The sequence below is a fragment of the Geodermatophilus sabuli genome (genome assembly GCF_900215145.1).
In the GTDB taxonomy this organism is placed as follows: Bacteria; Actinomycetota; Actinomycetes; order Mycobacteriales; family Geodermatophilaceae; genus Geodermatophilus; species Geodermatophilus sabuli.
Map to the genome: position 1 here is coordinate 326,802 of NZ_OBDO01000003.1, position 22,787 is coordinate 349,588.

Sequence of the window (22,787 nt, forward strand, 5' to 3'; positions counted from 1 at the left end):
TTACCCTGCGGCCGTGTCGACTCCTGTGGGTGCTGACCCAGCCGTCGTCGGGCCCTATCTGGCCTCGGTCCTCGGTGACGACCGCTGGCGATCGGTGCGCATCGACCTCATCGCCGCCGGCATGTCCAACCTCACCTACGTGGTGACCCCGGACGGCGGCGCCGCCGGGGAACCGGTGATCCTCCGGCGCCCGCCGACCGGCGCCGTGCTCGCCACCGCACACGACATGGCCCGCGAGCACCGGGTCATCACCGCCCTGGGCCCCACGCCCGTCCCCGTTCCGCGGACGCTGCACCTGTGCACCGACACTGAGGTGCTCGGCGCCCCCTTCTACGTCATGGAGCGCGTGGTCGGGCTGCACGTCGTCGACGAGATCCCGGCCGGCTACGCCGACGAGCCCGAGCAGCGCCGGCGGATCGGCGAGGGGCTGGTCGACGTCCTCGCCGACCTGCACTCGGTGGACTACCAGGCGGTGGGTCTCGGCGACTTCGGCCGCCCCGAGGGGTTCCTCGCGCGGCAGGTGCGCCGGTGGACCATGCAGTGGGAGGCGACCCGCGACCAGGACCGCCCCGATCTCGACGCCCTCGCCGCCCGGCTGGCGGAGACGGTGCCCACCACGCAGCGGGACGGCGTCGTCCACGGCGACTTCCGGCTGGACAACTGCCTGCTCGACCCCGACCGCCCCGGCGGGATCCGCGCGGTCCTCGACTGGGAGATGTCGACCCTCGGTGACCCGCTGGCCGACGTCGGCATGCTGTTCGTCTACTGGCCGCAGGCCGGTGAGGAGAGCGTCGCCGGCCAGAGCAGCGTGACGGCGCTGCCGGGCTTCCCCACCCGCGCGCAGGTCGCCGAGCGGTACGCGTCCCGCACCGGCCTGGATCTCGCCGACCTCAACTGGTACGTCGGCTTCGCCTACTTCAAGTTCGCCGCGATCGTCGCCGGCATCGTCGCCCGGTCGAAGGCGGGGGCGATGGCCGGCAAGGACACCTCCGGCTACGCCGAGCGCATCGGGCCGTGCGTCGAACGGGGACGCGCCGCGCTGGACGACGGTGCGATCTAGGGCCTCCGCCCGGCCCTAGACTCCCGCCGACCACCAGCACCGAGGGGGACACGTGAGCGAGCCGGCGAGCTCACGCGGCCGCACAGCAGCGCCGCGGACGCGGCCGACGAGCGCCGGCGAGGAGAGCCAGTGAGCGCGCCGCCGACCGACCGTCCCGCGGTGCGTCCCCGTAGCGGCCGGCGACCGATCCCGCCGCTGATCTTCCTGCTGGTCCTGGCCCTCGCCGCGCTGGCGGTGTGGTGGAACGTCCTGCAGGACGAGCAGGACCGCGACGCGGCCCAGGCGGCGGCGTGCACGACGGCGTCGGCCGCTCCTCCCTCGCTGGACCCCACGACGCTGACCCTCCGCGTGTTCAACGCGACCGACACCGCGGGCCTGGCCCAGTCGGTGGCCGCGGACCTGCAGGGGCGTGGCTTCGTCGTCGAGGAGGTCGCCAACGACCCCAGCGACCGCGAGGTGACCGGCGTCGGCGAGATCCGGCACGGTCCCCGGGGCACCGACGCGGCGGCCTACGTCGGGCTCGTCCTGCGGGGTGCCGGTGACCACCTCGACACCCGCGCCACCGCGCAGGTCGACCTCGTGATCGGCCCGGAGTTCGTCTTCCCCGACAGCCTGGCCACACCCCAGCAGGTGTCGGCCGCGCTGAGCACCGCCCAGAGCGCCGCGGCCGCCTGCTGAGCGGACGCACCGGCCCGGCTCAGCGGGGGTGCAGGCGGTCGAGCAGGGCGATGAACTCGTCGGCGACCGACGGCGCCGCGGCGATGCCGAGGGGCTCGGCGAACGCGCGGCCGGGCAGGCCGGTGACCACGACCCCGGCCTCGGCGGCGACGAGGGCCCCCGCGGCGAAGTCCCACCGGTTGAGGTGCAGCTCGTAGTAGGCGTCGACCCGCCCGGCGGCCACGGTGCACAGGTCGAGGGCGGCGGAGCCGTGCCGCCGGATGTCCCGGATGTACGGCAGGAGCTCGGCGACGACCGCACCCTGGGCCCGGCGCTGCTCTGCGCGGTAGCCGAACCCGGTCGCGACCAGCGTCTGCTCGAGGGACGCCGGCCGGCTGCCGCCCAGCCGGACGGGGTCGGCGCCCGGCAGCGTCAGGTGCGCGCCTCCACCGGCCGTCGCCGAGTACAGCTCGCCGGTGGCGACGTTGAGCACCACCCCGGCCCGAGCCTGCCCGTCCACCTCGGCGGCGATCGACACCGCGTACGCCGGCAGCCCGTAGACGAAGTTGGTGGTGCCGTCGATCGGGTCGACGACCCACCGCACGCCACTGGTACCGGTCCGGGCGGCCCCCTCCTCGCCCAGCAGCCCGTCGTCCGGCCGCGCGGACAGCAGGCGGGTCACGACCAGCTCCTCGCAGGCCTTGTCCACCGCGGTGACCATGTCGACGGGGCTGGACTTCACGTCCACCTGCCCGGCGGCGGCCGAGGCGCGGCCGCGGGTCACCAGGTCGGCGGCCTCGCGGGCGGTGGTGACGGCGAGGTCGAGCAGGGCGGCGGCGTCAGGCGCGGGGGTCACGGCGCCGATCCTGCCCGAGCGGGCCTGCCCCCTGCGGCGCCGGTCACTACCCTGACCGCGTGCTGGGCTTCGGGGTGGACATCGGTGGTAGCGGGATCAAGGGGTGCCTGGTCGACCTGGACCGGGGCGAACTGGAGGGCGAGCGGCTGCGGATCGAGACGCCGCAGCCGTCCCATCCGGAGCCGGTCTACGACGTCGTCGCGCGCATCGTGGGTCACTTCGACTGGCAGGGGCGGATCGGGGTCACCTTCCCCGGGGTGCTCAAGCACGGGGTGGCCCGCACGGCGGCCAACGTCGACAAGAGCTGGCTGGGCACGCACCTGGCCGAGGGGCTGGCCGCCGTCGTGCCCGGCGGGGTGCAGACGCTCAACGACGCCGACGCCGCGGGGCTGGCCGAGATGCGCTACGGCGCCGGCCGGGACAAGAAGGGCGTCGTCCTCATGCTGACCTTCGGCACCGGGATCGGCAGCGCCCTGTTCACCGACGGCGTCCTGGTGCCCAACACGGAGTTCGGCCACATCGAGGTCGACGGCGAGGACGGCGAGCGGCGGGCGTCGGCGGCGGCCCGCGAGCGGGAGCACCTCGGTTACCCCGAGTGGGCCCGCCGGGTGGACCGCTACCTCGACGTCCTGGAGGCGAGTGTCTGGCCGGACCTCATCATCGTCGGTGGTGGCGTGAGCAAGAAAGCGCACAAGTGGGTGCCGCTGCTGTCCACCCGCACCCCGGTCGTCCCCGCCGAGCTGCTCAACGACGCGGGCATCGTCGGCGCCGCCCTGGCCGCCGAGGAGCGCATCGGGCAGTGAGCAGGGCCCGGTCGGTCCTCGCGGCCGGGACGCCACGGAGGGTGCGGACGCTCCTGACCTCGGCGTCGCACCCCCGTGCGAGCGATCCCGCCAGGTCCGCAACGGTGGTTTCGTCCAGGACCGTCGTTACAATGGAAGAGCCTCGCCCCGTCGCTCCCCAGCCGAGAGCCATCCCCCGCCCCCGCACCGGTCAAACCCGGGCCGGGTCTGCTGGGACCTCTCCCGCTCCGGACGCCGGCCGAGGCCGCTGCCCGGGGACCAGACGGCCCCCCGGGGAACGCACCCAGCACGGGAAGGAACCCTGAGTGCCCGCCGACAAGCCAGCACCGGAAGCCGCAGCGAGCACCCCGGGGCGCTCCAGGACGGTTGCCGCCGCCCCCCGGGCCACCCGGACCAGCGCACCGGTATCCGCGGGTCCTGCCTCGGCCGGCCCGGCCAAGGCCCCCGCTCGCAAGAAGGCAGCGGCGAAGAGCACCGCCGCCACGGGCAAGCCCAGCATCACGCCGTCGCCGGGCACCGGTGAGGGCGCCGTGCTGACCGCGGTCGCCACCGAGGACTCCGCCGTCGCGGTCGTCGACGGCAGCGAGGGCCTCAAGCTCGACGAGACCGTCGTCGCCGGCCCCGACGGCGTCGCCGTCGAGGCCGCCGCCGAGGAGGAGACCCCCGAGGGCGGGGACTTCGAGTGGGACGACGAGGAGGAGTCCGAGGCGCTGCGGCAGGCGCGCAAGGACGCCGAGCTCACCGCGTCGGCCGACTCCGTCCGCGCCTACCTCAAGCAGATCGGCAAGGTGGCCCTGCTCAACGCCGAGGAGGAGGTCGACCTCGCCAAGCGGATCGAGGCGGGGCTCTACGGCGCCGAGCGGCTGCGCCAGGCCGAGGAGGAGGGCCAGAAGCTCTCCCCCCAGATGCGGCGCGACCTCAACTGGATCGTCCGTGACGGCGAGCGGGCCAAGAACCACCTGCTGGAGGCCAACCTCCGCCTCGTGGTCTCCCTCGCCAAGCGCTACACCGGCCGCGGCATGGCGTTCCTGGACCTCATCCAGGAGGGCAACCTCGGCCTGATCCGCGCGGTGGAGAAGTTCGACTACACCAAGGGCTACAAGTTCTCCACGTACGCCACCTGGTGGATCCGGCAGGCCATCACCCGCGCCATGGCCGACCAGGCCCGCACCATCCGCATCCCGGTGCACATGGTCGAGGTCATCAACAAGCTCGGCCGCATCCAGCGCGAGCTGCTCCAGGACCTCGGGCGCGAGCCCACCCCGGAGGAGCTGGCCAAGGAGATGGACATCACCCCGGACAAGGTGCTGGAGATCCAGCAGTACGCCCGGGAGCCCATCAGCCTCGACCAGACCATCGGCGACGAGGGCGACAGCCAGCTCGGTGACTTCATCGAGGACTCCGAGGCCGTGGTCGCCGTCGACGCGGTGAGCTTCACGCTCATGCAGGACCAGCTGACCAGCGTCCTGCAGACGCTCTCGGAGCGGGAGGCCGGCGTGGTCCGGCTGCGGTTCGGCCTCACCGACGGCCAGCCCCGCACGCTGGACGAGATCGGCCAGGTCTACGGCGTGACCCGCGAGCGGATCCGGCAGATCGAGTCGAAGACGATGTCGAAGCTGCGTCACCCGAGCCGCTCCCAGGTGCTGCGCGACTACCTGGACTGACAGCGGACCCCCTGCCCCACCGCTCGCACGCTCGCGGCGGGGCTCTGCAGGGGAGGACGGAGGCCCCCTGAGCGTCTCCGCTCAGGGGGCCTCCGTCGTCCCGGCCCCGCCCGCCTACGCGACGGGGTGGGTGGCCGTGGGCACGCTCGCGTCCTGCGCCCTGCGCGGCGCGGGGGTCGTCGGCAGCTTCCCCGCATCGACTCGCTGGATGGTGTCGATGGTCTCCATGCCCTTGGTGAACTCGACGTTCTCGTTGTCCATCAACGCGCGGGGGTTGAAGTCGGGGCTCGCCAGGACGCCGTGGACCCGGCGTCGCTGCATCCCGAAGTTGCCGCCGTCGTAGATCGGGAAGATCGCCGCTTCCCTCAGGTACTTCTCGAACGGGTGCTTCTTGTCCGCGCTGTTGACGCCGACCACCTGCATGCACTTGTAGACGCTGTCGAGGAGCGTCTCCGTGCAGTAGGTCTTGTTCAGCGCACCGATCAGCTCGCCGTGGTAGTCGTGCTCGTCGATGTAGTGCGCCGCCTTCCAGCAGAAGTAGCGGCAGGCCTCGATCCGCGCGGCGACGTCGCCCAGCACGTACCCCACGTTCTGGAACTCGATCATCGGGTGCGGGCTGCCGGCGGTGTAGGTCTTGGCCCACGTCAACGCGGCCTCGTAGGCGGCGCGGGCGACGCCGACCGCGGCGATCCCGGCGACCGGCCCGGACCAGGCGAAGTTGCGGTTGATGAGCAGGTCGCCGTTCCCGAGCGTCCCCTGCACCAGGTTGTCGGCCGGTACCCGCGCGTCCTCGAAGACGATCTCCGCGTTCGGCGTGAGGCGGTGCCCGAACGTGTCGATGAGGGAGTAGGTCACCCCGGGGGTCCCGCGCTCGACCAGGATCGCGGACAGGCCCTCCGTGCCGCCCTTGTCCGGGTCCGTGCGCACGACGACGAGGTTGACGTTCGCGCCCGCGCCGTCCCACCCCGCCACGTTGCAGGGCCAGTACTTGCGCCCGTTGAGCACGAAGGAGTCGCCGTCCCGCCGGGCGGTCACCCCGATGCCCACGGGATGGGCCATTGGCGTGTCGAAGTTCGCGGTGCCGCCGGGTGTCCCCGGGGGCTCGCTGGCGGCGTACCCGGCAATGAACTCACCCGAGGGATCCGACGTGGCCGCACCGATGACCCGCCGCTTCTGCTCCTCGGTCCCCCAGTACCAGACCGGCATCAGGGCCAGACCGTTGACCAGCACCGTGCAGGCGAACCCCGGGTCGACGGCGCACAGCTCCTCCGCGGCCAGGATCAGCTCGACGTTGGTCAGCCCTCCCCCGCCGTACTCCTCCGGCAGCATCCCGAACGCGATGCCACGCTTGTAGGCCTCGACGTAGGCCGGCTTGGTCATCTGGAACGCCTTCAACGGGTCCGGCTCCCGGTCCGCGTCACGGACGACGGGCGCCAGCACGTTCTCCGCGAAGTCGCGAGCCGCGAGCTGGACCTTCTTCTGCTGCCCGCTGAGCGTGAAGTTGATGCCGCTCGACGGTGCGAAGTCGATGGACATACGGGGGGCTCTCCTCACGAGACGGAACTCCCGGCCGACCGCGACGGCGACCGGTGGCACGGGGCCGAGGTGCGACCCGGAGGACCCTGTGCCGTTCATCACCCTCGTGCGCCCGATCTCCACGTCGGAAGGGACCAACGTCTCCTCCCGCGCCGTGGCCTCGCCGGGACAGCCGGGGCCGTCGTTCCAGGCGCGTTGCGGCCGACGACTGCTCCGTGACGGTCGCGTCTCGGGATGGTCACGATCTCACCCCGATGAGCCGGTGGGGCGGTGTGAGCCGTCACCGTCCGGGTAAGCGGCGTAGCGTGGGGGACGTCAAGACAGCAGCGGACCCACCAAGCCGGACCACGACCGGCGCACGGAACTGACGACGACGAGCACCACGACCACAGACCTGCACGACCCAGTGACGTCCCTGCTGACCCGCCCCACCCGACTCAACGGCCCCGGACACACCGTCTACGGCGAGTCCACCGTTCGATCGGCAGGATCGGGAACAGAGGGGTTCATCCTGGCGCTGTGCAGGAGGCCGATCCGCAGCCGCGGGTCCGTGCGGTAGAGAGCGAGTGATGACCCAGATGACCCAGACGCTGACGACGACCCCGCCCGCCGACGACCTGGTCGTCCCCTTCCACTGTGACCGCTGTGGTGCGCTGGCCAAGGTGCGGGTCGTCCTCGCCAGCGGCAGTGACCTCGTGTTCTGCGGGCACCACGCCCGTGAGTACGAGGGCAAGCTGCGCGACATCGCCGTCGACATCATCGACACCGATGGCGAGCAGCGCATCACCTCCTGACCGAGGGGGTTATCGTCGCTGACAGCGATGAAGCCCTCACCCGACGCCGCCGCCGGCGTTCCGGATCCGCCTGAGGCGGACGGGACGCCGGCGGCTCCGTCGTTCCCGGGATCCCCCGGTCGACGGCGACCCGGAGATCCCCCGATGCCCCAGTCCCCCACCCCGCAGGACGAGACCGCCCGGATCGAACCCGAGGTCTTCTCCGACGACACCCGTCCGGTGCCGCGCGACCGCGGTCCCGTGGGACCGGAGACCGCCCACCCTCCGGCGGCCGCACCCGCGGCCACCCCCGAGGCCCCCGCCGCCGCGGCCGAGCCGGCGCCTCCCGCCGCCCCCGTCGAGGACGGCGAGACCCAGGACATCCGCTTCGCCCCGGGCGAGGCACCCGGGCAGGCCCGGCCGCCGGCCGCCGGCCCGGCGGACACGGCCGCGGCGAGCGCCACCTCCGCGAGCGCCACCTCGGCGACCGGCGTCCCCCCGACGGGGGCGGCGGAGCCAGGAACGGGTCCCGCCGCGGAGCGGGACGGCACCGCCCCGTCCGGCGACGGCTCCGGCACGCCTCCGGGCGTCGGCCCGGCCGACGGCCCCGGCAACGGCGCCGGAGGGGAACCACCGGCCGCGGACGCGCCACCGCGCCGCCCCTGGTGGCGCCGTCCGGCCCTCGTCACCCCCGTCGCGGCCGTCGGCGTGCTGGCGGCCGCGTACGGCATCGACCTGCTCACCTCCAGCGGCGACGTGCCCCGGAACACCGTCGTGGCCGGCGTCGACATCGGGGGGCTCTCCACCGCTGCCGCGAGCGAGCGGCTGCAGACCGAGCTCGCCCCGCGGGTCACCGCCGACCACGTGGTCGTGGCCGACGACGTGGAGGCGACCCTCTCCCCCGCCACCGCCGGCATCACCCTCGATGTCGACGGCACGGTGGACGCCGCGGACGACCAGCCGCTGAACCCGTGGAGCCGGCTCGCGACGCTGTTCGGCGAGCGCGAGGTGGCCCCGGTGATCACCGGCGAGGAGACCGCGCTGGCCGCGCAGATCGACGCGATCGCCGAGCAGGTCGACCGGGCACCGGTCGACGCCTCGATCGCCGTCGAGGGCGCCGAGGCGCGCATCGTCGAGCCGGAGGACGGCCGCACGCTGGACCGCGCCGGCGCCGCCGACGCGGTCACCGCCGCGCTGGCCTCCGGCGGGGACCCGTCCACACCGATCGAGCTGCCGGTCGACGTCACCGAGGTGGTGGTCGACGCCGCGGAGGCCCAGCGGGTCCTCGACACCACGGTGACCCCGGGCCTGGCCGCGCCGGTCACCGTGTCCAGCGAGGACGGCGCGACGTCGGTCGAGATCCCGCCGACCGCGATCGCCGCCTCGCTCACCTTCACGCCGCAGGAGAGCGGCGATCTCTCCGTCGCCGTCGACCCCGCCCGGCTGCAGGAGGCCATGGGCGACGACTTCGCCGAGTTCGGGACCCCCGCCCAGGACGCCCGGTTCGAGCTGTCCGGGAGCGCGGTCAGCATCGTCCCCTCGGTGGACGGCACGGGGGTCGACCCGGCCGCGCTCGCCGGTCAGCTGCTCGAGGTGCTCCCGCAGCCCGCGCCGCGCACGGTGACCGCGCAGCTGGGCGCGGTCGAGGCCGAGTTCAGCACCGCCGACGCGGAGGCGCTGGGCATCCGCGAGCAGATCAGCACCTTCACCACGAACTTCACCAGCGCCGCCAGCGGCACCAACATCCGGGTGGGCGCCGCGGAGATCGACGGCGCGATCGTCCGGCCCGGCGAGACGTTCAGCCTGAACGGCCACACCGGCCCGCGCGGCACGGCCCAGGGCTACGTCGAGGCCGGCGTCATCAACAACGGCCAGTTCACGACCGCCGTCGGCGGCGGCATGAGCCAGGTCGCCACGACGCTGTTCAACGCCGTCTTCTTCGCCGGGCTCGAGGACGTCTACCACAAGCCGCACAGCTACTACATCAGCCGCTACCCGGCCGGTCGCGAGGCGACGGTCTACTACGACTCGATCGACCTGGAGTTCCGCAACGACAGCAGCACCGGCGTCTACATCGACACCCAGTGGACGCCGAGCTCCCTGACGGTCAGCTTCTACGGGACCAAGCGGTACGACATCGAGTCGATCAGCAGCAACCGGTACAACCAGCGCCAGCCGGTGGTCCAGGAGAAGCCGGATGACGGCAGCTGCAGCCCGCAGGGCGGCTCGACCGGGTTCGACATCACCGTCACCCGCGTGTTCAAGGACCCGCAGAGCGGGGCGGAGATCCGTCGCGAGGACTTCCGGACGCGGTACGCCGCCGAGCCGGTCATCCGCTGCGTCCCCGTGGCACCGGCGCCTCCCGCGCCCGGCCCGGAGGGCACCGTGCCGGCCCCGGCGCCGGCACCGGGTGGCCGCCGGCCGTCCCGGCGGACGGCGGCCTGACCGCTCGCCCGATCGGGGGAGGTCTGGCCGGGTGACCCCGTCCGGACCCCTCCCGCGCCGCTGACGTGCACACTGGGCCGGTGAGCACCGTCCTGCCCGGGGGGTCACCGGCCCCCGCGGAGAGCGGCCCGGACGGTGCCGACGACGACTTCGCGACCGCCGCGGCGCTCCCGGCTCAGGCGCCCCCGCGGGGACGGCTGCACCGGTGGCCCGCGCCGGTGCGGGTGCCGCTGCAGGTCCTCGGCCGCACCCTCGCCAAGGCCTGGCAGGACCGCATCCTCGGGCTGTCGGCGGAGGCGGCGTTCTGGCAGATCCTGTCGGTGCCGCCGCTGCTGATCGGGTTGCTCGGCTCCCTCGGCTACCTGGGCAGTTTCATCGGCGGTGCATCCGTGGCCCGGATCGAGGACCAGCTGCTCACCGCCTCCGCCGAGGCGCTCACGCCCGACGTCGTCGACTCCCTCGTCCGGCCCACCCTCGCCGACATCCTCGGCTCCGGCCGGCTCGATCTGATGAGCGTCGGCTTCGTGCTGTCGCTGTGGGCCGGCTCCTCGGCGACCGCGACGTTCATGAACACGATCGTGATCGCCTACGACCAGCGCGACGTCCGAGGGCCGATCCGCACCCGCCTCAAGGCGCTGTGGCTGTTCGTCATCGGCCTGGTGATGGCGGTGATCACACTGCCGCTGCTCGTGCTGGGCCGCGAGGTGATCGTCTCGCTGCTGCCCGTGGTCTGGCGGGGAACGGCGACCGTCCTGGTCGACGCCGTCTACTGGCCGGTGGTGCTCGTCGGCCTGGTCCTGGCGCTGACGAGCTTCTACCACGTCGTCCTGCCGCGCCGGCTGCCGTGGCGACGACACCTGCCGGGGACCGGGCTCGCGGTGGCGTTCTTCCTGGTGGCCGCACTGCTGCTGCGCGCCTACGTGTCCGACATCCTCACCGCGACGCTGCCCTACGGTGCGCTGGCCACCCCGATCGCGGCCCTGCTGTTCTGCTTCTTCTTCGGCATGGCGGTGCTGCTGGGCGCCGAGCTCAACGCCACCATCCAGGCCCGCTGGCCCGCGCCGCTGCGCCGCCACCAGCGGCGGCGGCAGGAGCGCCGGGCCGCCAAGCTCGAGCGCGCCCGGCGCCTGGACCTGCTCTAGTCGTTCACTCCTTGCGGAGCTGCTCGTAGACCTCCTTGCACGCCGGGCACACCGGGCTGCCGGGCTTGGGGGTCTTGGTCACCGGGAAGACCTCGCCGCAGAGGGCCTCGACCATGGTGCCCATGACCGCGCTCTCGGCGATCTTGTTCTTCCGGACGTAGTGGAAGACCTCGTTGGCGTTGCCGGTGTCGCCCTCGCGGACGTCGGGCTTCTCGAGCAGGTCGGTGTTGCTCACGCGGTGCTCCCTCAGGTCACGGGACGGCTGACCGGGGCGTTCCCGGCCACCGGGGCGGAGCCGGGCACGACCACCCCGCCCACCATGATGTCAGGGTGTCCGCCGCCGCCCCGCTGCCCGCCGTCCCCACGTCCCCCGGGATGTCCATCTCCCCGGAGGTGTGCGAGGCGCTCGCCGCCGGCCGTCCGGTCGTGGCGCTCGAGAGCACCCTGCTGGCGCACGGGCTGCCCCGGCCGGACAACCGGGCCGCCGCCGACGAGGTGGAGGCCGCCGTCCGGGTCGGGGGCGCGGTGCCCGCGACGATCGCCGTCCTGGACGGCGTCCCGCACGTCGGGCTGACCGCCGACGAGGTGGACCGGGTGTGCGCCGACCCGGATCTCGCCAAGCTCGGCGTCCGCGACCTGCCGGTGGCCGCGGCGCTCGGCCTCAGCGGCGCGACCACCGTGTCCAGCACCGCGCTGCTCGCCGCCCGCGCCGGCATCGGGGTCTTCGCCACGGGCGGCCTCGGCGGGGTGCACCGGCAGTCCGCGGACACCTTCGACGAGTCCGCCGACCTGGTCGCGCTGGCCCGCACCTCCCTGGTCGTCGTCTGCGCCGGGGTGAAGTCGATCCTCGACGTCCCGGCCACCCTGGAGCGGCTGGAGAGCCTGTCGGTGACCGTGGTCGGCTACCGGACGACGACCTTCCCCGGCTTCTACGTCGCCGACTCCGGCTCGACGGTGGACTGGTCGGTGGACGACGCGGCGCAGGCGGCCGCGGTGTTCGCCGCCCGCCGCGACCTCGTGCCGGGCGCGGTGGTCGTGGCCAACCCGCTGCCGACCGGCGAGCAGTTGGACCCCGCCCTGCACGACCGGGTGATCGCGGGCGCGCTCGCCGCGGCGGAGGACGCCGGGGTGCGCGGCAAGGCGGTCACCCCCTTCGTCCTCGACCACCTGCACCGGGCCAGCGAGGGCGCCACCCTGGCGGTCAACGTGCGGCTGGTGCTGCGCAATGCCGAGCTGGCCGGGCAGATCGCGGCCGCGCTGGCCGCGCTCCCCCGCTGAGCCGCGCGGTGCGACCGGTCGTCGTCGTCGGGGACCTCGCCACCGACGTCGTGGTGGTGCTCGCCGGCGAACCGGCGCCCGGATCGGACCGGCCGGCCCGGATCACCACCCGTGGCGGCGGCGCCGGGGCCAACGTCGCCGTCCACCTGGCCGCCCTCGGGGCGCCGGTGGTGTTCGCCGGTTGCACGGGGGACGACGCCGCCGGTGCCGGGCTGGTCGCCGAGCTCGTGGCCGCGGGGGTGACGCCGGCCGTGCGGGCGGTGCCCGGGGCCGCGACCGGCACGATCGTCAGCCTGGTCGAGCCGGACGGGCAGCGCAGCATGCTGGCCGACCGGGGCGCGAACCTGGCGCTGCTGCCTGCCGACGTCCCGCCCCTGCGGGCCGGTGGGCACCTGCACCTGTCCGGGTACACGCTGCTGGACCCGCGGCCACGCGACGCCGGCCTGGCCGCGTTGGCCGCCGCGGCCGAGGCCGGCTGCACCGTGTCGGTGGATCCCGCCTCGACCGGTCCCCTCGCCCGCTACGGCGTGCAGCGGTGGCTGGCCGACACGGCGGCGGCCACGCTCGTGCTGCCGAACGCGGAGGAGGCGCGGCTGCTCACCGGCTGCTCCGATCCGGCGACCGCGGCCCGCGCGCTCGCCGTCCGGCACCCGGTCGCGGTGGTGACCCTGGGCGCCGACGGCGCGCTGTGGGCCGCCGGCGACACGCTCGTGCACCGACCGGCCCACCCCGCGCCGGTCGTGGACACCACCGGCGCCGGGGACGCCTTCGCCGCGGGGCTGCTCTCGGTCTGGCTGGCCGATCCCGCCGGGGACCCGGCGCGGGCGCTGGATGCGGGCGTGGCCCGGGCCGCGGCCGTCGTCGCCCGCCCGGGGGCGCGCTGAGGCCCCCTACAGGGGCAGGGGGTCCTTCCTAGTGTTCGATGACCCGGCCGGGGCGGGCGGGGTTCTCGAGGATCCGGTCGGGGCGGGGGGCCGAGTAGCGGTTGACGTCGAGCTTCTTCTTCGGCGGCTCGTCGTTGGCCATCATGACCGCGATCCACGGCAGGACGGTGCCCAGCGCCGCGAAGATCAACGCCAACCAGAGCGTCTGGTAGAAGACGGCGGCCAGCACGAGGCTGACCGCGCGGACGGTCATGGTGAGCACGTAGCGCTTCTTCCGCGCCGCATGCAGCTCGGCACGGCTCGGCTGGGCCTCGGTGATGAGGACCGGCTGCTGCCGGTGGGGACGCGCAGGCTGCTGGCTCGAGGCCACGGATGTCCTTCCCTCTGCCGACCGGTCGAACCGGCACTCGGCAGATCCTCTCCCGGCTGCGGCGCCCGGCGTCCCGACGGCGACGGGTCCCGGCACAGCCCGGGTGCGCCGCCCATCGTGCCACCGGATCCGGGTGGGTGCAGGCACCGCTGCGCGGCGGTCCTCAGGAGCCGGCGGCGGCCTTGGCGGCCTGCTTCGCCGCCTGCTTGAACTGCCGCACCTCGGCCAGGGACCCGGGTCCGGTGATGTCGGCGACCGAGCGGCGGGAGCCCTCCTCCCCGTACTCCCCCGCGGCCTCCCGCCAGCCCGGCGGGGTGACGCCGTACTGCTTCCCGAGCAGGGCGACGAAGATCTTCGCCTTCTGCGCACCGAACCCGGGGAGCTGGCCGACCCGCTTCAGCAGCGTCGCGCCGTCCGGGGCGTCGGTCCACAGCGCCTCCGCCCGGCCGTCGTAGCGCTCGACCAGCAGCCGGCACACCGCCTGGGCGCGCGCGGCCATCGACCCCGGGTAGCGGTGGATCGCCGGAGGACCCTGGAACCAGGCGGTCAGCTGCTCGGGATCGGCCTCGGCGACGTCGGCCGCGGTGAGGGTGTCGACCCCCATGCGGTCGGCCAGCAGGCGCGGCCCGGAGAACGCGCGCTCCATCGGGAACTGCTGGTCGAACAGCATGCCCAGCAGCAGGGCCAGCGGGTCGCGGCCGAGCAGCTCGTCGGCGGCGTCGTCCTGGGTGAGGCGAAGGGTCGGCACACCGGAGATGGTGCCGTAGATCCATCCTGCCGCAATCACCCCCCGAGCCGGGCTGCTCCTCGACGGGCGCCGCCCGCCACCGCGCGTGGCCAACCGGGGCCGGACCCGCGAAGCAGGACCCGACAGTCCACTCGCCCACGGCCGGTGGGTCATGTCTCATCGGGTGAACGTGCCGCCAAGAGGGTCAAGTGTCGCCGCCGGTCTCTGCCGAAGGAACTACGCCCGGCTGCCGGTCCAGGCGTGTCATGACCGGACCCGCTGTCAGTCCATGAAGGAGCACCGATCCGATGACGACGAGCGCAACCACGCCGTAGAGGCGGCCTGGATCGGCGAACTCGACGGAGTTCAGGGCGTACGCCAGGTAGTACACCGAGCCGATTCCGCGCACGCCGAAGAACCCGACGGCGGCCCGCTCCGCGCGCGTGCCGGCTCCACCGACGAGCGCCACGGCGGCTGCCGCTGGACGCAGCACGAGCAGGATCGCGGCCGCCACTGCGACCTCCCGCCAGCCGACGTCGGCCAGCAGTCCGTCGGCCACCGCCGCACCGAGAAGGAGCAGCACGAGCACCGTGAGCAGTCGTTCCACCTGCTCGACGAAGTGGTGCAGCACCCGGTGGTAGCCGTGGAACCGCTCGGAAGACCGGATGGTCACCGCCGCCACGAAGACGGCCACGAACCCGTAGCCCTGGGCCAGTTCGGTCGCCCCGTAGGCGAGGAACGTGGCGGCGAGCGCGACGAATCCCTCGCGGTGTTCCGCCAGCCGCAGTGAGTGGTGCCGGGTCGAGAAGAACAGCCGTCCGAGCAGCCAGCCCACCGCCAGCCCGCCGAGCGCGCCCACCACGAGCCGGTACACCACGTCGACGGCAAGCCACCGGGCGAACCAGTCCTGCACCTGCGTGCCCTGCTCGGCCATCGTGATGGCGAAGTACACGAACGGGAAGGCGAGCGCATCGTTGAGGCCGGCCTCGCTCGTCAGACTGAACCGGACCTCGTCCTCGGCGACGTCAGGATCGACCGGCTCACTGGCCGGCTCTCCGACCTGCACTTCGCCGGCCAGCACAGGATCGGTTGGGGCTAGGACCGCTCCCAGCAGTGCCGCCGCGGCCGGTGCCAGTCCGAGAGCCCACCACCCCAGCAGGGCAACGGCCACGATGGTCAGCGGCATCGCCACGGCCAGCAGACGCCAGGTGTTGCGCCAGCGGCGCCACCCGATCATGCGGTCGAGGCCGAGCCCGGCCCCCATGATCGCGATGATGATCACGACCTCGGTGAAATGCTCCAGGAAGGTCGTGTGCCCGGCTGGGCCGGCATCCACCGGCAGGAGCGGCAGGGTGCCGAGCAGAACGCCGAGAGCCAGGAACACGATCGGCAGCGAGAAGGGTCGCCCCTCCAGGACCCGCGGCAGCAGGGAGGCCAGCAGGGCGCCGACCCCCACGACGGCGAACATCAGGTCGGGGAGGTCCACCCCACGGGTATGGCCACCGTCGAGCTGATCAACCCTTCCGCGGACCGGTGAAGTTCAAACGCCCGACAATGGTTGCCGGCACGACCATCAGGCCCTGGACGAGGTTGCCTCATCCAGGCGTCCAGCCGGGGCACCACATCTCCCTGCACGATCGGGGGGCGTTGGGTTCGCCGACCGCGCGGACCCGTTCCCCGGGGTCGCGCCCGTTCCGCCACCCGATCCCTGGGCGATCGCCCCCGGGGCGATACCTCCCCTGCGAGTGTTCAGCTGCTTCGTTGACGCATGTGCTGGTCGAGCACCATCCCGATCAGCAGCGCGAGCGGGTGCCGAGCAGCTCGTCGGCCGGCGGCGTCCTGGGTGATGCGGATTTCAGGCACGGCGAAGATCGTGCCTCATCCCCGTCCGTGGTCAGTCACCGGAGACCCCGAGGGGAGACGATGCGCGGAAGGCGACAGCGTTCACGTCGGTTCCTCGACCGTGACCGTCCCCGCGGCACCGTCGACGATGATCAGCTGTCCGGTTCTGATGCGCTCGGTGGCGCCCGGGACGCAGATCACCGCTGGGATGCCGTACTCCCGTGCCACGGTCGGCCCGTGCGCCATCACTGCGCCGGTCTCGGTGACGAGCCCGCCGGCGGTGAGGAACAGCGGTGTCCAGCCCGGGTCGGTCGTGGGCGCGACGAGGATCTCGCCCGGCTCGATGGTCGCGCTCGACGGGTCGCGGACGATGCGGGCGCGGCCACGAACCCGGCCGGATGCCGCTCCCCTGCCGGTGAGCGTGCGGTCGTCCGACGCTCGGGCCGGCAGCAGCGTCTCCACGTCGGTGCCGTCGGACAGCAGGGCGACCGGTACGTTCCGGCGCCGCAGCTCCCGCACGTACTCGGACCGACGTCCAGCGACCACCTCGCGCAGGTCGTCGGCACGCTCCACTGCCGTGCGCAGCTCGGGCATCGTCAGGAACATGACGTCGTCCGCGCGCTCGAGGAGCCCGTTCTCCTGGAGCTGGGCACCGATGAGCAGGAGGCGTCGGCGCCGATCGCGCAGCGCATACAGCCCGACGAACTTGCCGGCCTCACGCAGCCCGCTCAACTCCCGCGCCCGGCGCAGGAAGAAGCCGGCGATCCGACCACGCACGCGCCGGTTGCGGCGTGCCCGCTGAGCCAGCTCGGCGACCTTCGCCTCGGCCTGGGCCGCGGCGCGCTCGAACCGCTGGTCAGGAGCCTGTTGGGGATCGGTGACGCGCAGGTGGTTGGCGAGCATCGCGAACACCGGCGTCGGGTCCTCCGACCAGCGCGGTACGCCGACGTCGACCTCTCCGGCAGCCCTCACGCCGTACCGGTCCAGGAACGCGCGCAGGCCGAAGTCCGGCAGCTCGCCCGCCAGGTGGGCTGCGGCGAGCTCGTCGGGTGGCGTGTCCAGCAGGACCTCGCGGTACGGCGCCGCCCGTTCGGCCACCTGCCAGAGCGCGAGGTCCATCTCGATCGTGACGTTGTAGGGCATGCCGGCGAGCACCGCGCGCACCTCGTCGTCGCTCGCGATCCCCCGGAGCAGCGGCGGCAACGCTGCGGACACCAGGAGTCCGCTGACGACGGGCCAGGTGATCCAGTCGATGCGCTCGCTGGCAGCGGTTTCTCCCTCCACCTGGTCCAGCAGCTGCGCAGGTGTGGACGGGGCGGGGATCGGCTGCCTCCGGAGGCGCTCGATCTCGCCGAACACCCGTGCGCGCGCCGCCGCAGGCCGGGCCAACGCGCCCAGGATCCCGGCCACCGCCTGCGGCGCCGTCTTCAGCGCGGCGGTGTTGCGCCGGCGGGGGCCCTTCTCCGGGGCGAACCGCGGGTCGTCCAGCAGGTGCTCGACCACCGCCTGCGCGCGCGGCCCGAAGTCGACCGCCATGAGCTTCACCAGCCGCTGGCGGGTCGACGGGTCGCGCATCGCGTCGGTCAGGTCGCCGTACAGCCGCCCGCCGATGTCGACGATCTCGACCGTGAGGCCGAACGACGCGAGCATGCCCGCCAGCATCGACTTCAGCGTCGACATGCCCATCGGCGTGACCGGCTGGAGCATGCCCTGGACATGACCGAACTCGACGTAGAGCCGCGTTCCCGGCTCCCCACTCTCCGGAGGGGCGGGGAACAGCGTGGTGATCGGCCGCGACTGCAGCAGCCACAACGTGCCGTCACGGTCGTAGGCCCACTCGAGATCCTGGGGCGCACCGAGCTGGTGCTGGAGCCGCTGTCCGACGTCTCGGAGTTCCACCAGCCGGGCCGGGGTGAGGCAGCCACGCTCCTCCGGGGCTGCGCCGTCCAGCACGTAGTGGTCGGCCGCCGTCGTCCCCTCGACGACCGCCGTGCCGGGTCCCGGTGCGGCATCGACGACGGTCTCCCTCCGCGAGCCGGTGAGCGGGTTGGCGGTGAACAGCACGCCGGCGACCTCGGCGTCGACCATCCGCTGGACGACGACCGCCATGCGTACGGCGTCGTGCGGCACTCCGGCGGCTTCGCGGTAGGCCGTGGCACGCTCGGTGTGCAAGGAGTCCCAGCAGGCGCGGATCGCCTCGAGCAGCGCCTCGGCGCCCGTGACCGCGAGGTACGTCTCGTACTGGCCGGCGGAGCTCGCCTCCGGCAGGTCCTCGGCGGTGGCACTGGATCGGACCGCCACCGGGCCACGCCCGAGTCGGTCGTACGCCGCGAGCACCTCAGCCTGCGGGACCTCGCCGCGGTGATGTGCCTCGGTCGTGATGCAGAAACCGTCGGGCACGCGCTCGCCGGACTCGATCAGCTCGGCGAGGCCGGCGGCCTTCCCGCCCACCAGGTCCCGCCAGGCCGCATCGATCGCCGTCAACTCCAGCACCTGCATGCCCGGCCCCCTGTCTGATACGACTGCAATGTATGTGGAATGACAATACAGTTGCAACGCAAAGGAGTCGCATGGCCCGCAGGGTGGACCCCCACGAACGGCGGGAGCTGCTCGCCGACGCGCTGATGCGGCTCGCGGCCGAGCGAGGCCTGGAAGCGGTCAGCTTGCGGCACGTGGCGGCCGAGGCGGGGGTCTCGACCGGGATGGTGCAGCACTACTTCCGCACGAAGGACGAGATGATGACGTTCGCCCTCGGGATGGTCATGGACCGGATCCGCCGGCGGTCCCAGGCCCTGTCCGTGCCGGCGACGCCGCGCGAACTCGTCCGCGGTCTGCTGCTCCAGGTGCTGCCGCTCGACGAGACCCGTCGGCTGGAGAACCACGTCGTGCTCGCGTTCCTCGCGTACGCCGCGGTGAAGCCTGCACTCGCGTCAGGCCTGCGCGAGTCCGCCGCGGAGATGCGCACGTTCCTCGCCGACCAGTTGCGAGCAGCTGGAGCGGACGGCGTCGGCCACGAGCAGGCGGCGGCCGGGCTCCTCGCGCTCGTCGACGGATTGGGCCTCCAGCTGCTGTCGCGGCAGTACGCCGACGAGGACGCGGTCGCCGCCCTCGACGCGCAGCTCGCGCTGCTCTTCGGCCGACGCTAGAGGTGCATCCGGTGATCGCGCTCAGGCCCTCCAGCTCGGCGATCAGCCGCGGAGCATCTCCCGCGCGATCCCCCGGTTGTGCTGCGGACGCGGCAGTACCGAGGTGACCGGCCCACCACCAGTGCGGTACGGCACGAGAGCTGCCGGGAGGACGCCACCGCGGGCCGCCCGTCCTAGAGTGACCGACGAGCGCGCGAGGCCCCTCCGGCCACCGCCGGCCCGGGAGCGGCGCCTGGCCGAGGACTGGATGTGCAGGGTCGACCGTCTCCACCGACGACGCCGGGTGTCGGCCGCGCACGCCGTCGGGTCGGCTCGCGATGGGCCACCGTCACCCTGGATGCCGGCGTGGCTGCCGCGGCAGCCCTGACGTCGGTCGGTGCGCTGTTCTCCGCCGAGGAGGCGGGCAGCCGAGCGCCGGACGCGGTCGCTGTGGTCCTGCTCGTCACGGCCGCTGCCTCCCTGCTGCTGCGCCGGCACCGGCCGCGGACCGCGCTGTTCGGGACGATCGGCCTGACGCTGTCCTACCTGGCTCTCGACTACCCCGGCGGGCCGGAGCTGCCGGTGTTGATGGTGGCCTTCTACAGCGTCGCGGCGGCGGGCCAGCGGTGGGAGACCGTGCTCGTCGTCCTGCTGTTCGGCGGCGGGGGCGCGCTGTACCGGGCGTTCGTGGAGCGGGAGCCCTTCCTCGAGATCGCCCTGACGGTCGCGCTCCTGGTGCTCGCCTTCCTGCTCGGGGACAGCGTGTCGACCCGGCGGCGGCTACGGGCTGAGGTCCGCGAGCGGCTGCGCGCCGCGGCGGTCGAGAAGGAGCTCGAAGCACAGAGCCGGGTCAGCGGGGAACGCGTACGCATCGCGCAGGAGCTGCACGACGTCCTCGCGCACACGATCACCACGATGACGGTGCACGCCGGGGTCGCGGCTGACCTGCTGTCCGATCGACCGGAGCAGGCCCGCAACTCGCTGGCGACGCTGCGCGCCTGCGGCCGCGAGGCGATGGCGGAGCTGCGCGCGACGATCGCCGTGCTCCGATCGGGTGCCGAGGGGCCGACGCGGGAGGCCACACCGGGACTGGCTCAGCTGGACCCCCTGGTGCGCGGTGTCGAGGAGGCCGGCCTGCCGGTCGACCTGGAGGTCCGGGGTGAGCGCCGGGACCTGCCGGCCGCCGTGGAGCTGACCGCGTACCGGATCGTGCAGGAGGCCCTGACCAACGTCATCCGGCATGCCCGGGCCACACGGGCGACGGTGTGCGTGAGCGTGGGGCGATCGGCGGTCGAGGTGACCGTGGCGGACGACGGCGCGGGCCGCGCGGATGCGCCTGCACATCGCGGCTCCGGTCTGCTGGGCCTCACCGAGCGGGCACGCGCCCTCGGCGGCGTGCTCTCCGCGGGCAACCGCCCGGGCGGCGGCTTCCGAGTGCAGGCGACGCTGCCGGCTCCGGAGGCGGATCGATGACCGGCGCGGACGTCGGCGGCCTCGTCCGGGTGCTGCTCGCCGACGACCAGTCGCTGGTGCGCGCGGGATTCCGGCTGGTTCTCGAGCGGGACGAGCGCATCGAGGTGGTCGCCGAGGCTGCCGACGGCGCGTCAGCGGTCGCGCTGACCGAGCAGCATCGCCCCGACGTCGTCGTCATGGACATCCGCATGCCGGTCGTGGACGGCATCGAGGCCACCCGGCGGATCCTCGCCGCAGGCCGGCCCGACGCCCCGCGGGTCATCATGCTGACCACCTACGAGCAGGACGACTACATCGCCGACGCCCTCCGGGCGGGAGCGAGCGGCTTCATGCTCAAGGACGTCGAACCCGAGGACCTCCGCCGGGCGGTGCACGTCGTCGCCGCCGGCGACGCACTGTTGTCCCCTACCGTCACCCGTCGGCTGCTCGACACCTTCCGGTCCCGGCCCGACGAGCGGCCCAAGCAGCCCGAACGCCTCGACGTGCTCACCCCGCGCGAGCGCGAGGTCGTCGCTCTGGTGGGCCGGGGGCTGAGTACCACCGAGATCGGCCGGGCCCTGTTCATGAGCCCGGCCACCGCCAAGACCCACGTGAACCGGGCGATGAGCAAGTTGCACGCCCGAGACCGGGCCCAGCTGGTCGTGATCGCCCACGAGACGGGCCTGGTCGCACCCGACTGACCGCCGGGCCGGCAGGGTCCGCCGACCGCGGCAGCCGGGCCCCGTCCCACCTACCGCGGATGCGGTAGCGAGGTCGCACCGTCGCGCCGATGGCCCACGGGCCTCGCGTTCCTAGCGTCGTTGCCGTCGGTGACCCCGTGCCCGCTGCCGGGAGCGGCCGCCGGCATCTCCGACGGATCCCACGAACCCACGTGCGGGAGACAGCATGAGCGGAGTACGGACAGCAGTCGTGATCGGCGGTGGCATCGCTGGACAGGTGGCCGCCGTGGCCCTGCAACGCGCCGGCATCGAGCCGACCGTCCACGAGGCCCATGACCGCGACGCCGACGGCGTTGGCGCCTTCCTCGGCCTCGGCCTCAACGGCATCGACGCCCTACGGACCGTCGGGATGGAGGCCCCGGTCATCGCCCGGGGCATCGCCACCCCGCGCATGGTGCTGCTCAACGGGCGGGGCAGGGTGCTGGCCGACGTGCCCAACGGCGGAGTGCTGCACGACGGCACTTCCGCCATCACCATCCGGCGGCCGGACCTCTACGCGGCGCTGCGGGACGAGGCCGAGCGGCGCAGCATCCCCACCGAGTACGGCATGCGGCTCACCGGCATCCGGCACACCGACGGTGGGGTGCAGGCGCAGTTCGCCGACGGCAGGACCGCGGAGGCCGACGTGCTCGTCGGCGCGGACGGGATCCGGTCGACCACCCGGCGGCTGCTGGATCCGAAGGCCCCCGACGCCAGCTACGTGGGCTTCCTGAACACCGGCGGCCACGCCCGCGGCGTCGACGTGCCGGGGCCGGCGGGGGTGAACCACCTCTGCTTCGGCCGGCGCGCGTTCTTCGGCTGGGTCAAGGCCCCCGACGGCGAGGTGTGGTGGTTCGCCAATCCTCCGGCACCCCACGAGCCCGACCCGGGCGGGCTCGCCGCCATCCCAGCCGAGCTGTGGCGGGCCCGGTTGCTGGATCTGTTCGCCGACGACCGGACTCCGGCCGTCGACCTGATCCGGGCGACCGACGATGTGTTCTCCCCGTGGATCACGTACGACCTGCCGTCAGTGCCCACCTGGCACGACCGGCGCACGGTGGTCATCGGGGATGCCGCGCATGCCGTCTCCCCCTCGGCCGGCCAGGGCGCGGCGATGGCGATCGAGGACGCCGTGGTCCTCGCCCGCTGCCTCCGCGATCTCGACGACGCGCCCGTCGCACTGGCCCGGTACGAGCAGTTGCGTCGCGAGCGCGTGGAGCGGGTCAGAGCCCAGGGACGCCGCAACGGGACAGGGAAGACCGTCGGCCCGCTCGGCCGCGTCGTCCGCGACCTCGTCCTTCCCCTCGTGATGCGCCAGCTGTTCCGGAACGGCCGCGACCCGCTCCGCTGGATGTGGGACCACCACATCGACTGGGACACCTCCGTGACCCTCTCCGCCGCGACGGCGGTGGCCCGGTGATCGCCCCCATGACCGGCGCCGTCGGGCGGGTCCC

The 22,787-nt window shown here is 73.5% G+C and carries 20 protein-coding genes; 13 read left to right on the forward strand and 7 right to left on the reverse strand.

Annotated elements, in window-relative coordinates:
* Positions 1-13 precede the first annotated feature (13 nt).
* Together CRP39_RS09700 and CRP39_RS09705 are read left to right on the forward strand one after the other, a co-directional pair.
* Positions 14-1,060 carry a phosphotransferase family protein gene (locus CRP39_RS09700; RefSeq protein ID WP_097206155.1) on the forward strand — a complete coding sequence of 349 codons (1,047 nt, stop codon included), beginning with the start codon at positions 14-16 and terminating at the stop codon, positions 1,058-1,060.
* A gap of 129 nt (positions 1,061-1,189) precedes the next feature.
* The gene (locus tag CRP39_RS09705; RefSeq protein ID WP_097206156.1) at positions 1,190-1,738 is read left to right on the forward strand and encodes a LytR C-terminal domain-containing protein; all 549 of its coding nucleotides are present in this window, start codon (positions 1,190-1,192) and stop codon (positions 1,736-1,738) included.
* A gap of 19 nt (positions 1,739-1,757) precedes the next feature.
* On the opposite strand, the gene CRP39_RS09710 is transcribed toward CRP39_RS09705, so the two are convergent.
* On the reverse strand, positions 1,758-2,573 hold the full coding sequence (locus CRP39_RS09710) for an inositol monophosphatase family protein (RefSeq protein ID WP_097206157.1): 816 nt from the start codon (positions 2,571-2,573) through the stop codon (positions 1,758-1,760).
* 59 nt (positions 2,574-2,632) lie between these two features.
* Between CRP39_RS09710 and ppgK the strand changes: the two genes are divergently transcribed.
* Both ppgK and CRP39_RS09720 read left to right on the forward strand, forming a co-directional pair.
* Complete coding sequence (gene ppgK, locus CRP39_RS09715; protein ID WP_097206158.1) at positions 2,633-3,376, forward strand: polyphosphate--glucose phosphotransferase; 744 nt, start codon at positions 2,633-2,635, stop codon at positions 3,374-3,376.
* Positions 3,377-3,681: 305 nt separating this feature from the next.
* Entirely contained in the window at positions 3,682-5,040 is a 1,359-nt protein-coding gene (locus CRP39_RS09720) for an RNA polymerase sigma factor (RefSeq protein ID WP_097206159.1), read from the forward strand.
* A gap of 114 nt (positions 5,041-5,154) precedes the next feature.
* Here CRP39_RS09720 and CRP39_RS09725 read toward each other — a convergent pair whose 3' ends face one another.
* Complete coding sequence (locus CRP39_RS09725) at positions 5,155-6,576, reverse strand: acyl-CoA dehydrogenase family protein (RefSeq protein WP_097206160.1); 1,422 nt, start codon at positions 6,574-6,576, stop codon at positions 5,155-5,157.
* Positions 6,577-7,145: 569 nt separating this feature from the next.
* On the opposite strand from CRP39_RS09725, the gene CRP39_RS09730 reads away from it, so the two are divergent.
* From CRP39_RS09730 to CRP39_RS09740, 3 genes are all read left to right on the forward strand, one after another.
* Positions 7,146-7,370: a DUF7455 domain-containing protein gene (locus CRP39_RS09730; RefSeq protein ID WP_097206314.1), complete on the forward strand. Its 225-nt coding sequence runs from the start codon at positions 7,146-7,148 to the stop codon at positions 7,368-7,370.
* Positions 7,371-7,514: 144 nt separating this feature from the next.
* Entirely contained in the window at positions 7,515-9,794 is a 2,280-nt protein-coding gene (locus CRP39_RS09735; RefSeq protein ID WP_097206161.1) for a VanW family protein, read from the forward strand.
* A gap of 80 nt (positions 9,795-9,874) precedes the next feature.
* The gene (locus tag CRP39_RS09740) at positions 9,875-10,936 is read left to right on the forward strand and encodes a YihY/virulence factor BrkB family protein (RefSeq protein ID WP_097206162.1); all 1,062 of its coding nucleotides are present in this window, start codon (positions 9,875-9,877) and stop codon (positions 10,934-10,936) included.
* A gap of 4 nt (positions 10,937-10,940) precedes the next feature.
* On the opposite strand, the gene CRP39_RS09745 is transcribed toward CRP39_RS09740, so the two are convergent.
* Positions 10,941-11,171, reverse strand: a complete 231-nt coding sequence (locus CRP39_RS09745) for a DUF3039 domain-containing protein (protein ID WP_097206163.1) — start codon at positions 11,169-11,171, stop codon at positions 10,941-10,943.
* Positions 11,172-11,266: 95 nt separating this feature from the next.
* Between CRP39_RS09745 and CRP39_RS09750 the strand changes: the two genes are divergently transcribed.
* Both CRP39_RS09750 and CRP39_RS09755 read left to right on the forward strand, forming a co-directional pair.
* The gene (locus tag CRP39_RS09750; protein ID WP_245853727.1) at positions 11,267-12,214 is read left to right on the forward strand and encodes a pseudouridine-5'-phosphate glycosidase; all 948 of its coding nucleotides are present in this window, start codon (positions 11,267-11,269) and stop codon (positions 12,212-12,214) included.
* A gap of 8 nt (positions 12,215-12,222) precedes the next feature.
* A complete protein-coding gene (locus CRP39_RS09755; protein WP_097206164.1) occupies positions 12,223-13,098 on the forward strand; it encodes a carbohydrate kinase family protein in 876 nt (291 codons plus the stop codon).
* Between the two features lie 28 nt (positions 13,099-13,126).
* On the opposite strand, the gene CRP39_RS09760 is transcribed toward CRP39_RS09755, so the two are convergent.
* The 4 genes from CRP39_RS09760 to CRP39_RS09775 form a co-directional block, all read right to left on the reverse strand.
* Positions 13,127-13,468, reverse strand: coding sequence for a DUF3099 domain-containing protein (locus CRP39_RS09760; RefSeq protein ID WP_097206165.1), 342 nt, complete (start codon positions 13,466-13,468; stop codon positions 13,127-13,129).
* A gap of 163 nt (positions 13,469-13,631) precedes the next feature.
* On the reverse strand, positions 13,632-14,216 hold the full coding sequence (locus CRP39_RS09765) for an HhH-GPD-type base excision DNA repair protein (protein WP_216359676.1): 585 nt from the start codon (positions 14,214-14,216) through the stop codon (positions 13,632-13,634).
* Between the two features lie 184 nt (positions 14,217-14,400).
* The gene (locus CRP39_RS09770; protein WP_245853765.1) at positions 14,401-15,663 is read right to left on the reverse strand and encodes a cation:proton antiporter; all 1,263 of its coding nucleotides are present in this window, start codon (positions 15,661-15,663) and stop codon (positions 14,401-14,403) included.
* Between the two features lie 476 nt (positions 15,664-16,139).
* Positions 16,140-18,536, reverse strand: a complete 2,397-nt coding sequence (locus tag CRP39_RS09775) for a PEP/pyruvate-binding domain-containing protein (RefSeq protein WP_097206168.1) — start codon at positions 18,534-18,536, stop codon at positions 16,140-16,142.
* A 71-nt stretch (positions 18,537-18,607) separates the two neighbouring features.
* On the opposite strand from CRP39_RS09775, the gene CRP39_RS09780 reads away from it, so the two are divergent.
* From CRP39_RS09780 to CRP39_RS09795, 4 genes are all read left to right on the forward strand, one after another.
* Complete coding sequence (locus CRP39_RS09780) at positions 18,608-19,183, forward strand: TetR/AcrR family transcriptional regulator (RefSeq protein ID WP_097206169.1); 576 nt, start codon at positions 18,608-18,610, stop codon at positions 19,181-19,183.
* A 249-nt stretch (positions 19,184-19,432) separates the two neighbouring features.
* Positions 19,433-20,635, forward strand: a complete 1,203-nt coding sequence (locus CRP39_RS09785; RefSeq protein WP_425432561.1) for a sensor histidine kinase — start codon at positions 19,433-19,435, stop codon at positions 20,633-20,635.
* Positions 20,632-21,315, forward strand: coding sequence for a response regulator (locus tag CRP39_RS09790; RefSeq protein ID WP_097206171.1), 684 nt, complete (start codon positions 20,632-20,634; stop codon positions 21,313-21,315). Before CRP39_RS09785 ends, CRP39_RS09790 begins: the two co-directional genes overlap by 4 nt.
* 205 nt (positions 21,316-21,520) lie before the next feature.
* Positions 21,521-22,753 (forward strand): FAD-dependent oxidoreductase, encoded by a 1,233-nt coding sequence (locus tag CRP39_RS09795; protein ID WP_097206172.1) that lies wholly within the window; start codon positions 21,521-21,523, stop codon positions 22,751-22,753.
* Positions 22,754-22,787 lie beyond the last annotated feature (34 nt).